The organism is Paraburkholderia sp. CI3, assembly GCF_050436505.1.
GTDB classification, from domain to species: Bacteria; Pseudomonadota; Gammaproteobacteria; order Burkholderiales; family Burkholderiaceae; genus Paraburkholderia; species Paraburkholderia tuberum.
This window is the reverse complement of sequence record NZ_JBNDMI010000004.1, coordinates 1,020,307-1,036,200: the sequence shown is the minus strand read 5'-3', so window position 1 is coordinate 1,036,200 and position 15,894 is coordinate 1,020,307. Positions and strand designations below refer to the sequence as shown.

12 protein-coding genes are annotated in these 15,894 nt (G+C 63.8%); 8 read left to right on the top strand and 4 right to left on the bottom strand.

Going from position 1 to position 15,894, the window contains the following annotated elements; all coding sequences use genetic code 11:
* The first annotated feature begins 107 nt into the window (after nt 1-107).
* The 8 genes from OKW29_RS26185 (at nt 108) to OKW29_RS26150 (ending at nt 12,722) form a co-directional block, all read left to right on the top strand.
* On the top strand, nt 108-1,151 hold the full coding sequence (locus OKW29_RS26185; protein ID WP_429293160.1) for a LacI family DNA-binding transcriptional regulator: 1,044 nt from the start codon (nt 108-110) through the stop codon (nt 1,149-1,151).
* An 86-nt stretch (nt 1,152-1,237) separates the two neighbouring features.
* Complete coding sequence (gene rbsK, locus OKW29_RS26180) at nt 1,238-2,167, top strand: ribokinase (protein WP_429293159.1); 930 nt, start codon at nt 1,238-1,240, stop codon at nt 2,165-2,167.
* A 356-nt stretch (nt 2,168-2,523) separates the two neighbouring features.
* The gene (locus OKW29_RS26175) at nt 2,524-4,314 is read left to right on the top strand and encodes a methyl-accepting chemotaxis protein (RefSeq protein WP_429293158.1); all 1,791 of its coding nucleotides are present in this window, start codon (nt 2,524-2,526) and stop codon (nt 4,312-4,314) included.
* Nucleotides 4,315-4,683: 369 nt separating this feature from the next.
* Nucleotides 4,684-5,445: a 2-keto-4-pentenoate hydratase gene (locus OKW29_RS26170; RefSeq protein ID WP_429293157.1), complete on the top strand. Its 762-nt coding sequence runs from the start codon at nt 4,684-4,686 to the stop codon at nt 5,443-5,445.
* A gap of 591 nt (nt 5,446-6,036) precedes the next feature.
* Nucleotides 6,037-7,959 (top strand): PrkA family serine protein kinase, encoded by a 1,923-nt coding sequence (locus OKW29_RS26165; RefSeq protein ID WP_429293156.1) that lies wholly within the window; start codon nt 6,037-6,039, stop codon nt 7,957-7,959.
* Nucleotides 7,960-8,121: 162 nt separating this feature from the next.
* On the top strand, nt 8,122-9,390 hold the full coding sequence (locus tag OKW29_RS26160; RefSeq protein ID WP_429293155.1) for a YeaH/YhbH family protein: 1,269 nt from the start codon (nt 8,122-8,124) through the stop codon (nt 9,388-9,390).
* 233 nt (nt 9,391-9,623) lie between these two features.
* The gene (locus OKW29_RS26155) at nt 9,624-11,147 is read left to right on the top strand and encodes a SpoVR family protein (protein ID WP_429293154.1); all 1,524 of its coding nucleotides are present in this window, start codon (nt 9,624-9,626) and stop codon (nt 11,145-11,147) included.
* A gap of 267 nt (nt 11,148-11,414) precedes the next feature.
* Nucleotides 11,415-12,722 carry an MFS family transporter gene (locus OKW29_RS26150; protein ID WP_429293153.1) on the top strand — a complete coding sequence of 436 codons (1,308 nt, stop codon included), beginning with the start codon at nt 11,415-11,417 and terminating at the stop codon, nt 12,720-12,722.
* 121 nt (nt 12,723-12,843) lie between these two features.
* On the opposite strand, the gene OKW29_RS26145 is transcribed toward OKW29_RS26150, so the two are convergent.
* From OKW29_RS26145 to OKW29_RS26130, 4 genes are all read right to left on the bottom strand, one after another.
* Nucleotides 12,844-13,077 (bottom strand): hypothetical protein, encoded by a 234-nt coding sequence (locus OKW29_RS26145; RefSeq protein WP_429293152.1) that lies wholly within the window; start codon nt 13,075-13,077, stop codon nt 12,844-12,846.
* 154 nt (nt 13,078-13,231) lie between these two features.
* Nucleotides 13,232-14,347, bottom strand: a complete 1,116-nt coding sequence (locus OKW29_RS26140) for a glycosyltransferase family 2 protein (RefSeq protein ID WP_429293151.1) — start codon at nt 14,345-14,347, stop codon at nt 13,232-13,234.
* A 226-nt stretch (nt 14,348-14,573) separates the two neighbouring features.
* A complete protein-coding gene (locus OKW29_RS26135; RefSeq protein WP_429293150.1) occupies nt 14,574-14,801 on the bottom strand; it encodes a hypothetical protein in 228 nt (75 codons plus the stop codon).
* 77 nt (nt 14,802-14,878) lie between these two features.
* Nucleotides 14,879-15,808 carry a LysR family transcriptional regulator gene (locus OKW29_RS26130; protein WP_187610541.1) on the bottom strand — a complete coding sequence of 310 codons (930 nt, stop codon included), beginning with the start codon at nt 15,806-15,808 and terminating at the stop codon, nt 14,879-14,881.
* Between the last annotated feature and the right edge of the window lie 86 nt (nt 15,809-15,894).

The following is a 15,894-nucleotide window of genomic DNA, read 5'->3' as shown; positions in this document are numbered from 1 at the left end:
ACCGGAGTAAGCGCTAAAGCGCTAACTCCGTTCGACCGCGATGAAACTGCATGGGACCGGAGTAAGCGCTAAAGCGCTAACTCCGTTCGACAGGAGAGCAACAGGTTATGACGACGATCAAGGATGTGGCGGCGGTGGCGGGCGTGTCGTTCACGACGGTATCGCACGTCGTGAACAACTCGCGGCCGGTGTCGGCCGATGTGCGCGCGAAAGTCGAGCACGCGATCCGTCAACTGCACTATGTGCCGTCGGCGGTCGCGCGCTCGCTGAAGGCGCGCTCGACAGCGACGATCGGACTGGTGGTGCCGAACAGCACGAACCCGTATTTCGCGGAGCTCGCGCGCGGCATCGAGGACGGCTGCGCGCGCAATGGCTACTGCGTGTTCTTCTGCAACTCCGACGATGACCCCGCGAAGCAGCGCAACTATCTGCGCGTGCTGCAGGAAAAACGCATCGACGGGTTGATCGTCGCGTCGGCCGGCGACGACGCCGTGCTCGCGCAGGCGCTCGCCGACGCGCGCGAGCCGCTCGTGGTGGTGGACCGCAACATCGAGGGAGTCAGCGCGGACCTCGTGCAGATCGATCACGAGAAGGGCGCGTATCTGGCCACCCGTCATCTGCTCGAGCTCGGGCATGTGCGGATCGGTTGCATCACGGGGCCGGTGCAGACCGCGGTCAGCGCGATGCGGGTGCACGGCTTCATTCGCGCGATGGCCGAGCGTGGCATCGAGATTCCGGCCGATGCGATCGTCGAAAGCGATTTTTCGGGGACAGGCGGACATCGCGCGGCCGCGCAGCTGTTCGATACGGTCAGGCCGTCGGCGATTTTCGCGGGCAACGACATGATGGGCATCGGAGCGTTGCGCGCGGCGGCGGAGCGCAATATCAGCGTGCCGCGCGATTGCTCGATCATCGGTTTCGACGATATCGAGCTGGGCCGCTTCACGTTCCCGTCGCTGTCGACGGTCGGACAGTCGGTGCGCGCGCTTGGCGACACGGCCGCGCAGACGCTGATCGACCGGATCGCCGAGGCGTCGTCGAACAGTGCCGCGCGGGCGCCTGCGCGCCGCCGCGTGGTGTCGCCGCGGCTGATCGTGCGCGAGTCCACCGCGACATGGGCTGGCGAGGAACGGCGGGATCTGGCGGCCTGATGCGCCGGATCAAGGACGCATGAGGGGCGCTCGAAGGACGCGCGCGCAATAGCGACGCGACCCGTCGCGCAACGGAGGACACTCGAGTGGCAAGCAACCCAACGCGCGCACGCGTCACGGTGGTCGGTAGTCTGAACATGGACCTCGTGGTGCGTTCGCCACGCCTGCCCCAACCGGGCGAGACGCTGGCCGGCCGCGGCTTCGCGCAGGTCGCGGGCGGCAAGGGCGGCAACCAGGCGGTCGCGGCCGCGCGGCTCGGCGCGCAGGTGTCGATGCTCGGCTGCGTCGGTGCCGATGCGAATGGCGCGCAGCTGCGCGCGGGCCTCGAAGCGGAGCGCATCGACTGCGCCGCGCTCGAAACCGGCAGGGAGCCGAGCGGTGTGGCGCTGATCGTCGTCGACGATGCGAGCCAGAACACGATCGTGATCGTCGCGGGCAGCAACGGCGAGGTCACGCCGGCCACCATCGCGCGACACGAAGCGACGCTCGCCGCTGCCGCCGTCGTGATCTGTCAGCTCGAAACCCCGCCCGAATCGGTGCGCGCGGCGCTGGCGGCGGCGCGGCGGCTCGGCAAGACCGTGATCCTGAATCCGGCGCCCGCCGCCGGCCCGTTGCCGGCCGACTGGCTGCCGCTGATCGACTACCTGATTCCGAACGAACTCGAAGCCGCCGCGCTGAGCGGTCTCCCCGTCGACTCGCCCGAGGACGCCGCACGGGCCGCCGCCGCATTGCGCGCGGCCGGCGCGCGCAATGTGCTGGTCACGCTCGGTGCGCGCGGCGTGCATGCGTCGCTCGAAGGCGCGGCCGCGACGCTGTACGACGCGCCGCGCGTCGAGGCGGTCGACACGACCGCGGCCGGCGACACCTTCATCGGCGGCTTCGCGGCGCAGCTCGCGCAGGGCGCGAGCGTCGATGCGGCGATCCGCTTCGCGCAGCGCGCCGCCGCGCTATCGGTGACGCGCGCGGGCGCACAGCCATCGATTCCGACGCGCTCCGAGGTCGACGCATTGGACTGATGCCGCGGCGGCGTTGGCACCTCGCACGCTGCCTGATCGAACTGTCCTGCCGCCGCTTCGGGTGACTCCGAACGGCTCGCATCTCCAGCCATTCCCGTCGTCAAAACGTCAAAAATCGTGCTTTGACGAATATCGCCGCGTTTCCTTCGCTCCGCGAACACACTCATTTCCTGTCAACTTGCTTTCAACGTCTTGCAACGTCTTTGTTCATACCTTTTAAATGCTTCAAGTCTATGAATGGACTGCCGTAAACGGAAATTAGAGCGCTCTTTCAAAAAAGCGCCGGACCCAACACACGCCGCTCCCACGCTGCGTAGGCCGCAGCCTCTCATTGAGTACAGCACACAGGACCAAGCATGTTGAATAAAGGCATCACGATCAAGGCGCGAATTGGCCTCACGATGGCGTTCCTCGCCGCGTTGCTGGTTGCGATCGGCGTTTTCGGTCTGTTCGGCATGAGCCGTTCGAACGACGCCTATGAGGACACGTTCACCAACGCGATGCCGGGCGCGGTGAACATCGGCAACGCGGAAATCTACGCGGCTCGCGAACGACTCGCGCTCGACCGCGCCGCGTTCCTGGTCGGCACACCGGAAGCGGCCACCACCATCGAGCGCGGGCGCATGCTGGGTGGCACGTCCGACATGTGGTGGAAAAAATATCTCGATCTGCCACGCAACGCGGACGAAGACCGGCTTGCGCAGGACGTCGCCGCGAAGCGCAGCGCGCTGCATCAGCAACTCGAAACGTTCGCGGCGGCGATCACGGCGAACGATCAGGGCAAGCTGGTCGAGCACGCGAAGAATCTGCAGGTCGTCTTCAACGACCTCGTCGGCGCCGACGACGCGCTGCGCAAATACCAGTTCGATTCGGCCAGGCAGGGCTTCGACTCCGCACAGAGCAGTTTCCAGACGTTCCGCGTGGTCAGCATCGGCGCGCTGGTGGTCGGCGTACTGGCGGCGGCGCTGTCGTATCTGACGCTGAGCCGCTCGATCGCGCGTCCGCTCGACGAAGCGCTCGGCCACCTCGATGCGATCGCGGCCGGCGATCTGCGTCGTCCGGTGATCGCGACATCGCGCGACGAAATGGGGCAACTGCTCGAAGGAATCGCCAGAATGCAGCGCAGCCTCACCGAAACGGTGCGCAGCGTGCGCGGCGGTAGCGAGTCGATCGCGACCGCGACGCGCCAGATCGCGGCGGGCAACATCGACCTGTCGTCGCGAACCGAGGAGCAGGCGTCGGCGTTGCAGGAAACCGCCTCGAGCATGGAGCAGCTGACCGGCACGGTGCGGCAGAATGCCGACAACGCGCGCCAGGCGAGCGCACTCGCGGCCAACGCGTCCGAGATCGCCAACAAGGGTAGCGCGGTGGTCGGCCAGGTGGTCGGCACGATGGGCGACATCAACCAGAGCTCGGCGAAGATCGCCGACATCATCTCGATCATCGAAGGCATTGCGTTCCAGACCAACATCCTCGCGTTGAACGCAGCCGTCGAGGCGGCGCGCGCCGGCGAGGAGGGGCGCGGCTTCGCGGTCGTCGCGGGCGAAGTGCGCAGCCTCGCGCAGCGTTCGTCGGCGGCGGCCAAGGAGATCAAGGAGCTGATCGATACGTCGGTCGAGCGCGTGCAGTCGGGCTCGGCGCTCGTCGACGAGGCCGGCCGCACGATGAGCGAAATCATCGGCGCGGTGCAGCGCGTGACCGACATCATGGGCGAGATCGCGGCGGCGTCGGAGGAGCAGAGCGGCGGCATCGACCAGGTCGCGCGCGCGGTCACGCAGATGGACGAGGTCACGCAGCAGAATGCGGCGCTCGTCGAGGAAGCGGCCGCCGCCGCGTCGTCGCTCGAGGAGCAGGCGGCGCGGCTGCGCAGCGCGGTCGCGGTGTTCCAGGTCGACGACAGCGGCCGTGGCGGTCACGAAGCGGCGTCGGCGCTTGCGGCGCCGAAGCGCCCGGTGTCCACGAGCCCGGTCGCTACACGCGCACGCAAGCTCACGCCGGCTACGGCGCAGGCGGCGTTGCCGGCGAAGTCATCGATCCCGGCCGCGGCCGCTGTCGCGCCGCCGGTAGCGGCCGCGCCCACGCCCACGCGCGCGCCGGCCAGGTCCGCGGCGACGGCCGGCAGCGATCGGGATTGGGAGACCTTCTGAGCTGGGCTCGGATCAGGTGTACATGGGCAGCGGCGCTGTCGTGCCTCAGGTGAGTCGAGACGCGCCGTGCGGCGCAACAGCCGTTCCCGCTCCCGTTCGCTAGCTGTCCGGCATCCGCGTCGCACCCGCGACGATCGCTTCGCGAAAAGCCGCGCCTGGACACACCATGCGCGGTTTTTTTTCAGCTCCGGCAAGAATTAACGTTTGCGCGCCGCCGCCTTTCACCGGCGCGTGTCGCGATCCGGTACATTGACGGGCACGGCCCCGATCCGTTTGCGCGGCGCGCGGCTGCCCGCACCTCCAACAGGTGGTTCCCACATATTGCTACGTCCTGCGAACCCTGCCATGCGCCAGCCACAAAGAACCGACATGACGCGATACGATCTTGCGCAACGCCTCGTCGAGGCACGCCGGCAGCACCGGCCGATCGACGCGCCCGCGCCCGACAGCCTGCCGCCCGACGCGGCGACCGCCTACGCGATCCAGCAGGCGGTGATCGTGGGCCTCGGCGAGTCGACCGGCGCGTGGAAGATCGGCGCGAAGTCGCCGGGCGGCGCCGCGTCGGGCGCACCGATTCCGGCCTCGCTGGTGATGCCGTCGCCAGCGAGGCTCGCGCATGACGGCTTCTTTCGCGTGCTGGTGGAGCTCGAGATCGCGTTCCGCTTCGACGTGACGATCGAGCCGCGCGCTCAGGCGTATGCGCGCGACGAGGTACTGTCGAAGGTCGGCGCCGTGCTGCCGGCCATCGAGATCGTCGACAGCCGCTTCGCCGAATGGCCGAACGTCGCGCCGCTCGCGCAGTTGGCCGACGCGCAGAACAACGGCGCGCTGATCACCGGCCATCCGGCCGTCTATGCGAGCCTCGCGCGCGGCTTCGACTTCGTGTCGCCGGAACTGGAGCTGAGTTTCAACGGCCGCTCGCTGATACCGGAAGTGACCGGCAATCCGGCAGGCGATCCGCGCGAGCTGCTCGTGTGGTTCGTCAACCATTGCGCGGCGATGGGCATCACGATCGAGCGCAACTGGACCTTGACCACCGGTTCATACGTCGGCGCGCACAAGATCGACGAACCCGGCATCGTGCGTGGTCATATCGACGGATTGGGTGAAGTGGAAATTGAACTGACCTGATCGATGCTGCGGCGCTTGTAACCGCAAATTACAACGCTTGATTCCAAACGGCTGCCCGCGTGCAGCCGTTTTTATTTTGGCGAATTTGAAACGGTGGCAGTCTTTGAATCGTCAACCTGTTCGAATGCATTTGTTGCAACCTTGCCGCGTCCTTCCGTATACACCTATGAGAGCGCCGCGAGTCCGTCACGTGCATGCTTTTTGTGACGAAGTGTGCGTGCGCAGACAGCCGCATTTTGGTGGCGGGTCGACGGTGCGGGTACGGGATGTGCGATAGCAACGCGGTGACTTGACGCGATGCAGCGGTCCGGCGAAGTCCTGCAGGAGCACTGAATAGCGATGCGGTGCTGAAGAAAGTAGCGATACAGCGGTGCAGCAGATGACGTGATTGGTTGCTGCGTGAGTAAAAAAAATTGTAGGTGGTCGAATCTCTGTTTCCAGGTGAGGATTGTAGCGTGGCGGTTACGGCGCGATTTTCGCAACGTAGTCCGTGAAAAAAAATTTAAAAGGGTTTAGGATGAATTCGAGCGATGTCGTTTCTGAATAGCGCGCCGCGCACGACATCGCCCCAGACTTCGGCGAGGAGGTAGCATGGATATCTACAGCAGTTTCGCGACCCGCTTCGAGAAAACACGGGAGGACGAACTCTCGCTCGAGGAGTATCTCGCGCTCTGCAAAGACAATCCCGCCGCGTACGCCACTGCGGGCGAACGCATGTTGACGGCAATCGGAGAACCGGAACAGATCGACACTCGCAACGATCCGCGTTTATCGCGTATCTTCGCGAACAAGGTCATCAAGGTATACCCCGCATTCCGTGAGTTCTACGGAATGGAAGAGGTGATCGAGCACGTGGTCGCCTACTTCCGGCATTCGGCCCAGGGGCTCGAAGAAAAGAAGCAGATCCTGTATCTGTTAGGACCGGTCGGCGGCGGCAAGTCGTCGATCGCGGAACGTCTGAAGCAATTGATGGAACGCGTGCCGTTCTATGCGATCAAGGGCTCGCCCGTCAACGAATCGCCGCTCGGTTTGTTCGACTACGAGGAAGACGGTCCGATCCTCGAAGAGCAATATGGCATCCCTCGTCGCTACCTGCGAGGCATTCTGAGTCCGTGGGCGGTCAAGCGCCTGCACGAGTACAACGGCGACGTCCGCAAGTTCCGCGTGGTGCGCCGCTATCCGTCGATCCTTCGCCAGATCGCTATCTCGAAGACCGAACCGGGCGACGAGAACAATCAGGACATTTCGTCGCTGGTCGGCAAGGTCGACATCCGCAAGCTCGAACAGTACGCGCAGGACGATGCCGACGCGTACAGCTACTCGGGCGGCCTGTGCCTCGCGAATCAGGGCCTGCTCGAGTTCGTCGAAATGTTCAAGGCGCCGATCAAGGTGTTGCACCCGCTGCTCACGGCGACCCAGGAAGGCAACTTCAAGGGCACGGAAGGCTTCGGCGCGATTCCGTTCGACGGCATCATCCTCGCTCACTCGAACGAATCGGAATGGAAGGCATTCCGCAACAACCGTAACAACGAGGCACTGCTCGACCGGATCTTCGTCGTCAAGGTGCCGTACTGCCTGCGCTATAGCGAAGAGGTCAAAATCTACGAGAAGCTGCTGCGCAACTCGTCGCTGGCCAACGCGGTGTGCGCGCCGGGCACGCTGAAGATGATGGGGCAGTTGTCCGTGCTCACGCGTTTGCACGAGCCGGAGAACTCGAGCCTGTTCTCAAAGATGCAGGTCTACGACGGCGAGAATCTGAAGGACACGGACCCGAAGGCGAAGTCGTATCAGGAGTATCGCGACTTCGCGGGCGTCGACGAAGGCATGACCGGCGTGTCGACCCGCTTCGCGTTCAAGATTCTGTCGCGCGTGTTCAACTTCGACTCGACCGAGGTCGCGGCCAATCCGGTGCATCTGATGTACGTGCTCGAACAGCAGATCGAACGCGAGCAGTTCCCGCCGGAAACCGAGCAGAAGTATCTGTCCTTCATCAAGGACGTGCTCGCGTCGCGCTATGCGGAGTTCATCGGCAAGGAGATTCAGACCGCGTACCTGGAGTCGTACTCCGAGTACGGTCAGAACATCTTCGACCGCTATGTCACGTATGCGGACTTCTGGATCCAGGATCAGGAGTTCCGCGACCACGACACCGGCGAGAGCTTCGACCGTGCCGCGTTGAACGCCGAGTTGGAGAAGATCGAGAAGCCAGCGGGCATCAGCAATCCGAAGGACTTCCGCAACGAGATCGTGAATTTCGTGCTGCGTGCGCGGGCTGCGAATGCGGGCAAGAACCCCGCGTGGATCAGCTACGAGAAGCTGCGCGTCGTGATCGAAAAGAAGATGTTCTCGAACACGGAAGAGCTGTTGCCGGTGATCTCGTTCAACGCGAAAGGTTCGGCTGAAGAGCAGCGCAAGCATGAAGACTTCGTCAATCGCATGGTGGCGAAGGGCTATACGCCGAAGCAGGTGCGCTTGCTGTGCGACTGGTATCTGCGCGTGCGCAAGTCGTCATGATGCGCGCATGATACTCATGGTGTGCCGCCCGTACGGTTCGACCGTACGGGCAACCGGCGAGGCGCAAGCCGCATAGCATTGCACTGCGCGGCGGGCGTCTCGCGCACCCGAAATATTAGTGCGGCCGCAGGGAATCGCGGTTGCATGGACGGGAGACCGGGCGTGCTTCATCAAATCATCGACCGCAGGTTGGCAGGCAAGAACAAGAGTATTGCGAACCGTGAGCGCTTTTTGCGCCGCGTCAAAAACTATATTCGTCGTGCCGTTTCGGAGGCGGTGCGCGATCGCAGCATCAAGGACATCCAGAACACCCAGAGCATCACCATTCCGCGCAAGGACATCGCGGAGCCGTCGTTCCGTCATGGACCGGGCGGCCGGCGCGAGATGGTGCATCCCGGCAACTCGGACTACATCCGCGGCGACAAGATCCAGCGCCCGCAAGGCGGCGGCGGCGGCGGAGGCAGTCAGGCCAGCAACGAGGGCGAGGGTCAGGACGACTTCGTGTTCGAGCTGAGCCGCGAAGAGTTCATGCAGTATTTCTTCGACGACCTCGAACTGCCGCGTCTCGTCAAGACCCATCTGATGGCCGTGCCGACGTGGAAAAGCGTCCGCGCGGGCTGGGCCGCGGAGGGCACGCCAAACAATATCGACGTGGTGCGCTCGTTGCGCAGCGCGCTCGGCCGGCGCATCGCGCTCGGCGCGCCGCTCGTCAACCAGTTGCACGAAATGGAGCGACAGCTGGAAGAGTTGAGGGCCGATCCCGCCGATCGCCGCGACGAGATCAAGCTGCTCGAAGACGACATCCACCATCTGAAAGGACGCATCTGGCGGATCCCGTTCATCGATCCGTTCGATCTGCGCTACGTGAATCGCGTGAAGCAGCCTACGCCGTCGAGCCAGGCGGTGATGTTCTGTCTGATGGACGTGTCCGGTTCGATGGACGAGCAGCGCAAGGATCTCGCCAAGCGCTTCTTCATCCTGCTGTACCTGTTCCTGAAGCGTAACTACGAGCGCATCGAAGTCGTGTTCATCCGCCACCACACGCGCGCCGAGGAAGTCGACGAAGACACGTTTTTCCACTCGACCGAAAGCGGCGGTACCGTGGTGTCGAGCGCGCTCGAACTGATGCGCAAGGTGATGGACGAGCGCTACTCGCCGACTGAATGGAACATTTACGGCGCCCAGGCGTCCGACGGCGACAACTGGACCGACGACTCGCCGAAATGCCGCAAGATACTGTCGGATGACATCCTGGAGAAGGTGCGGTATTTCGCGTATATTCAGGTGACGCCCGAAGAGCAGAATCTGTGGCTCGAATACGCGCAACTGGCGCTGTCGCAACCGCACATGGCGATGAAGAAGGTCGAAACCGCGGCCGATATTTATCCGGTGTTTCGCGAGCTGTTCGAGAAGCAGGCGGCGACTTCCTGATGGGATGCTGGTGGCGCACGAAGCGCCTGAACGACGAAGCGCGCGGCGATTCGTACGACAAGGGGTAACCCGCCGTATGACCGCGCCGCAGCGCAACAAAGGCGTGCCGCAGCGACAGTCGGGGCATGCCGAGGCAGGAGCGGCCAGCACGGGAGCCGCTCGCGCCGGAGCAGTCCGCGATGCTGCAGCACGGGACACACCGGAACGCCCAACGAGGGCAAAGGGAAGTCCGTATGAACGTAGCCGATAGACGGCCTCTGCCGTGCCCGTCCGACTGGACCTTCGAATTGATCGAAGAGTACGACTCGCATATTGCCCGTGTTGCGGAGCAATACGAGCTCGACGTGTATCCGATCCAGCTCGAACTCATCAGCGCCGAACAGATGATGGATGCCTATGCGTCCGTCGGCATGCCGGTGAACTACCGTCACTGGTCGTTCGGCAAACATTTCCTTTCCACCGAAAAGAGCTATCGCCGCGGCCAGATGGGGCTCGCGTACGAAATCGTCATCAATTCGAACCCCTGCATCGCCTATCTGATGGAAGAGAACACGATGACGATGCAGGCGCTCGTCATCGCGCATGCGGCCTACGGTCACAACTCGTTCTTCAAGGGCAACTATCTGTTCCGCTTATGGACGGACGCGCACGCGATCATCGACTACCTCGTCTACGCGAAAAACTACATCGCGGAATGCGAGGAGCGCTATGGGCTCGATCGCGTCGAGGAATTGCTCGACTCGTGCCACGCGCTGATGAATTACGGCGTGGACCGCTACAAGCGGCCGCAGAAGCTGTCGCTCCAGAAGGAGTTCGCCGCGCGTCGCGAACGTGAGGCGTATCTGCAGTCGCAGGTCAACGAGTTGTGGCGCACGTTGCCCACGCGCCATACGCCGTTGCCCGAAGAGGTCGAGGGGCGCTATCCACCCGAGCCGCAGGAAAACCTGCTGTATTTCGCGGAGAAAAACGCGCCGCTGCTCGAAGCGTGGGAGCGCGAGGTGATCCGGATCGTGCGCAAGATCGGCCAGTACTTCTATCCGCAGCGGCAGACCCAGGTGATGAACGAAGGCTGGGCGACGTTCTGGCACTACACGCTGCTCAATACGATGTACAACCAGGGCAAGCTCGAAGACGGCTTCATGATGGAGTTTCTCCATTCACACAGCAACGTCGTCTATCAGCCGCCGGTCACGAAGCCGTATTACAGCGGCATCAATCCGTATGCGCTGGGCTTTTCGATGATGAGCGATATCCGGCGCATCTGCGAAGCGCCGACCGACGAAGACCGCAAGTGGTTTCCGAATCTGGCCGGCAGTCCGTGGCTGCCCGCGATGCACTACGCGATGCGCAACTTCAAGGACGAGAGCTTCATCGCGCAGTATCTGTCGCCGCATCTGATCCGCGAAATGCGCCTGTTCTCGGTGCTCGACGACGACATGCGAGACGCGCTCGAAGTGTCGGCGATTCACGACGATAGCGGCTACCAGTACGTGCGCCAGGCGTTGTCGCGGCAGTACGACATGCATCACCGCGAGCCGAACATTCAGGTGTGGGCCGTCAATACACGCGGCGATCGCAGCCTGACGTTGCGGCATTTCATGAGCGACAACCGGCACCTGTCGTCGGATAGCGAGGAGGTGCTCAAGCACATGGCGCGCTTGTGGCAGTTCGACGTGTACCTCGAGAGCGTCGACGAAAACGGCACCGTCAGAAAACGGCACGACTGCCGGTATATGCCGCCGTCCGTGAGAATATGAGCGCCGCCTGACTCCCGCCTGACTCCCGCCTGAGCGGTCCGTGTCGCCCGTCAAGCCCCTGCCAGTCCCCAACTGGCAGGGGCTTCGTTCTGTTGGTGCGCAAATCCGGCCGACCCAGGGCTTTCATCAGGCCACGCTGACAAAAAACCTTCTGGTGCTTTCATTTATGTAAAATTCGCGCACCCGCGACGGCCGCTCAGGCTGGGCGCGCGACATCAAGGCGGCGCCACGACCGTCCTCTTCGTTTAAATAAGGAAAGACACCAGCATGAACGACCAAACCGAACAATACGTCGTGGCCTCGGCGCACGACACGCGGCGGCGCATTTTTGCAATCGTCGGCGCTTCATCGGGCAATCTCGTCGAGTGGTTCGACTTCTATGTGTATTCGTTCACGGCGCTTTACTTCGCGCCGTCGTTCTTCCCGAGCGGCAACACGACCACGCAGTTGCTGAACACGGCCGGCGTGTTCGCCGCGGGCTTCCTGATGCGGCCGATTGGCGGCTGGTTCTTCGGGCGGCTCGCGGACAAACGTGGTCGCCGCACCGCGATGATGGTGTCGGTATTCATGATGTGCGGCGGCTCGCTGGTGATCGCGATGCTGCCCACCTACGCGCAGATCGGCGCGCTCGCGCCGGCGTTGCTGCTGCTCGCGCGGCTCTTGCAGGGGCTGTCGGTGGGCGGCGAATACGGCACCAGCGCGACCTATATGAGCGAAGTCGCGTTGAAGGGCCGGCGTGGCTTTTTCGCGTCGTTCCAGTATGTCACGCTGATCGGCGGCCAACTGTGCGCGCTGCTCGTGCTCGTGACCCTGCAACAGACACTGACGACCGAAGAGCTGAAGGCGTGGGGCTGGCGTGTGCCGTTCGTGATTGGCGCCATCGCCGCGTTGATCGCGCTCTATCTGCGTAAATCCCTTGATGAAACCACCACCGCGGCGATGCGCCAGCGCAAGGAAGCGGGCACGCTGCGCGGGCTGTGGGAGCACAAGACCGCGTTCATGACGGTGCTCGGCTTCACGGCCGGCGGCTCGCTGATCTTCTATACGTTCACCACCTACATGCAAAAGTACCTGGTCAACACGGCCGGCATGCACGCGAAGACCGCGAGCTCGGTGATGACCGCCGCGTTGTTCGTCTACATGCTGATGCAGCCGGCGTTCGGCGCGTTGTCGGACCGCATCGGGCGGCGCCGCTCGATGCTGTGTTTCGGCCTGTTCGCGACCCTCGGCACGGTGCCGCTGCTGCATGCGCTGAAAGACGTGACGAGCCCGTATGCGGCCTTCGCGTTGGTCGTGGTGGCGCTCGCGATCGTCAGCTTCTATACGTCGATCAGCGGCCTGATCAAGGCGGAAATGTTTCCGCCGCAAGTGCGTGCGCTTGGCGTAGGGCTGTCGTATGCGCTCGCCAATGCGATCTTTGGCGGCTCGGCGGAATATATCGCGCTGTGGCTGAAGTCCGCCGGTGTCGAGACGATGTTCTTCTGGTACGTGACGGCGCTGTGTGCACTCGCGGGTATCGTGTCGCTGCGCATGCGCGATCCCTCGTCGGAAGGATATCTGCGGCACGAGCCGTGAACCGCTAGTCGGGCACGGCGAAACGTCGTGCCGCGATGGCAGCGCTCAAGCGGCGGTCCAGGGCAACCGGGCCGCCGTTTTTCATGGCATCGACGTTTGCGCGTCAATCCGCAAGCGAGGATCAGCGCTTCGCCCAACTGACGACGATCCGTGTCCCCCACGCATGTAGCAGGTCGCGCAAGCTCTCGGCCTGTTCCATCCTCGCGCCGCTGCGCAGATGAATCTGCACCGCGCGGCCGGCGATGCCGTCGATCGGTTGCGCGAACCATAACTCGACCGCGAGACCTGATCCTTCGGGTTGGTCATCGACGACCGGTTCGATCACGCGCGGCTTGAAACACGCATTGTCTGACATGGCGAAACACCTCTGCTGCGAAGACGGGTCGTGCTCATCGTAATCAGCGGCGCGGGCGGAACCAGGTAACGAATACGCGTTTGCCAGGCAGGGAATGCCTGGCAGAAAATCGCCTTGCACGCGCTCGCGCCGGTCGCGACACGCCTGTCGCAGCTCATACCGGCTTCGGCCCGTTGTCGACGAACTCATCGACCCTCGCGGCCTCATTCACCGTGGCCGCGCCAACGGCCGCGACCGTCGCCATCGAAGGCGTCGCCGCTACGCCGGCGACAGCATCGGCCGCCGCGTGCGGGATCGGCAGACGGCCACGCCAGGCCGCGCGCGCCAGCATCAGCAGATGGTAGTAAAGCCGCGCGCTAAAGCCGTAGTTGTAGGCGAACAGATGCGCGCGCGCGATCCGCCAGGCCGCGCGCGCCTCGCCGTTTCTCGCGTGAATCGACACCGCGATCGGTACGAGCCGCCGCAGCGCCTGCCGCCGCGACGGTTCGAGCGGCACCGGCAGACGCAGCGACTTCACGAACGCATAGGCGCTCAACGTTGCGGCCATGCTCGTGCCGCGCGTGCTGTGCGAGACCGACGTCGCGGTCTTCCGATACACCGACACATAGTCGTGCAGATAAAACACCTCGCGCGCGGCCAGGCATAGCTCGGTGCCGAACACGTAGTCGCAGCACACGCCATACCGCGCGTCGTAGCCGACCCGCTTGACGAGCCGCGCGTCGGCCATCCAGCCATTGTTCGGAAACATCTGGATCAGGCCGGTGCGGCCCGCGAGCGGCTGGAGACCCTCGCGGGCCTCGGTGCGCCGGAACGCCTCGTTCAGGCGCGCGCTCGCGGCGAGATCGATCGCGCCATCGTGATCCGCTTCGTATTGCGCACCGAATGCCGCATCGAGCCGCGGATAGCGCTGCCATAACGACACGAGTTTGTCGACGGCGTCGCTCGTCAGCAGATCGTCGTCGTGGATCAGCAGGATCTTGTCGCCGCGCGCCCGCTCGAACAGGCTCGACACATTGCGCGCCTGGCCAAGCGGCGGCTCGTGCTTCTCGTAGCGCACGCGCGGCTCGTCGCGGTAACGCTGCAAGATCAGTTGCCGCGAGCGCACGTCCGTCGAATCGTCGCCAATCACGATTTCGACATGCGGATAGCTTTGCGCGAGGCACGAGTCGACGCATTCGATCAGCAGGTCGGGACGATTGCAGGTGGGCACGCAGATGGACACATGGGCGACCGCCGCACGGGCGAGGGGAGAACTTGACGCGTTGGACATGATGACGCCTTTTATCGATCGGAAGCGGCAAAAACCGGCGGAAAGCGGCAGCCGGTTCGCAGGGCGCACACCTTGCTGCAAGCAGCAAAATAGTCCAAGGCGTCAAAAAAATATTCGGTAAAAATGAGGAAGAAATGTTTGCTTACAGAAAGGTGCTGGAAGGAAAAAGTGATGCGGCCCGGGTGCACGACGCAGCCAGGGCCGCTCTGACATAGGGTTCTTCTTTTCAACCGACTGACGGTTCGCCCTCGCCGGACTTTTTGCCCGGACGGTCCGCCGGAGACTGCTTGTGACCTTCGTCGTGGCGCTCGGGCATCTTGCTCTTCGCGTTGTCGCTATGCACGGCGCGGTGCGGATGCGCGAAATCCTCGGTCTGGGCGCTGGCCTCGCTTTTCGATTCGTTGTCGGCCGCGCTTTTTGCTTCGCCTTGGAATTTTTCCGTCGTTTTGCTCATCGCTGCTCTCCTGGAGGGAAGACAAGCCTCCGGCAGCAAGACGCGGACCCGGGCGGGAGCAAACAGACGTTCCGCGCTCAGGCAACCGCGTGGCGCGGCCTGCCGCCCGTCAGCGACATGATGAAGTCGAGAAACACGCGCACCTTGGCCGGCGGATGGTGCCGCGACGGATACAGCGCATACAGCGGGTACACCTCGTCGCCCCAATCCGGAAAGAGCTCGATCAGCTTGCCGCTCGCAAGCAGCGACTCCGCGCCGAGCGCGAGAATCTGCGCGATGCCCTGGCCCGCGATGCATACGCTATGCAGCGTGCCGACGTCGTTGACGGTCAGCCGCCCCTGCGGCGTCAGCGCGAGCTGCTTGCGGCCGCGATGGAATTCCCAGCTGAACGGATAACCGGTGAGCGGATCGCGAAACTTGATGCAGATATGCCGGCCGTCTTCGAGCTCGCCCGGATTCGCCGGCTTGCCATGCTTCTTCAGATACGACGGCGCCGCGACGGTCAGGATGCGCGTATCGAGCAGCTTGCGGGCGACGAGCGTCGACACCGGCGGGTCGCCGAAGCGGATCGCGACATCGAAGCCGTCCCCGACCATGTCGCCCAACTGGTCGCGCGTGACGAGTTCGAGCTGCAGGTCCGGATGTTTGTCGATGAAGCCGCCGAGGCGCGGCCCGAGCACGAGCCGCGAAAAGAACGGGTCCATGTTGACGCGCAGACGGCCCCGCACCGCGGTCGCGCCGTGCGCGGCGGAGGCGGCCGCTTCCTCGAGTCCGCCGAGCAGCGGCACGATCTGCTCGTAGAAACGCCGGCCTTCGTCGGTCAGCGTGACCGAGCGCGTGGTGCGGTCGAACAGACGAATGCCGAGGCGTGCTTCGAGCCGGGCGACCGAACGGCTTACGCCCGATTGCGACATGTCGAGCGCTTCACCGGCGGCCGCGAAACTGCCGCAATCGACGATCGCAGTCAGGACGCCCATGCCGTTCAGCACGCGCTCATCAAATGGCATCGGGGCTCCCTGCCTGGTAGCCATGGATGCCCGACATGCTAACGCTAAGACCTTTCGAATGCATGCGCTGGCACGCGACGAAACGC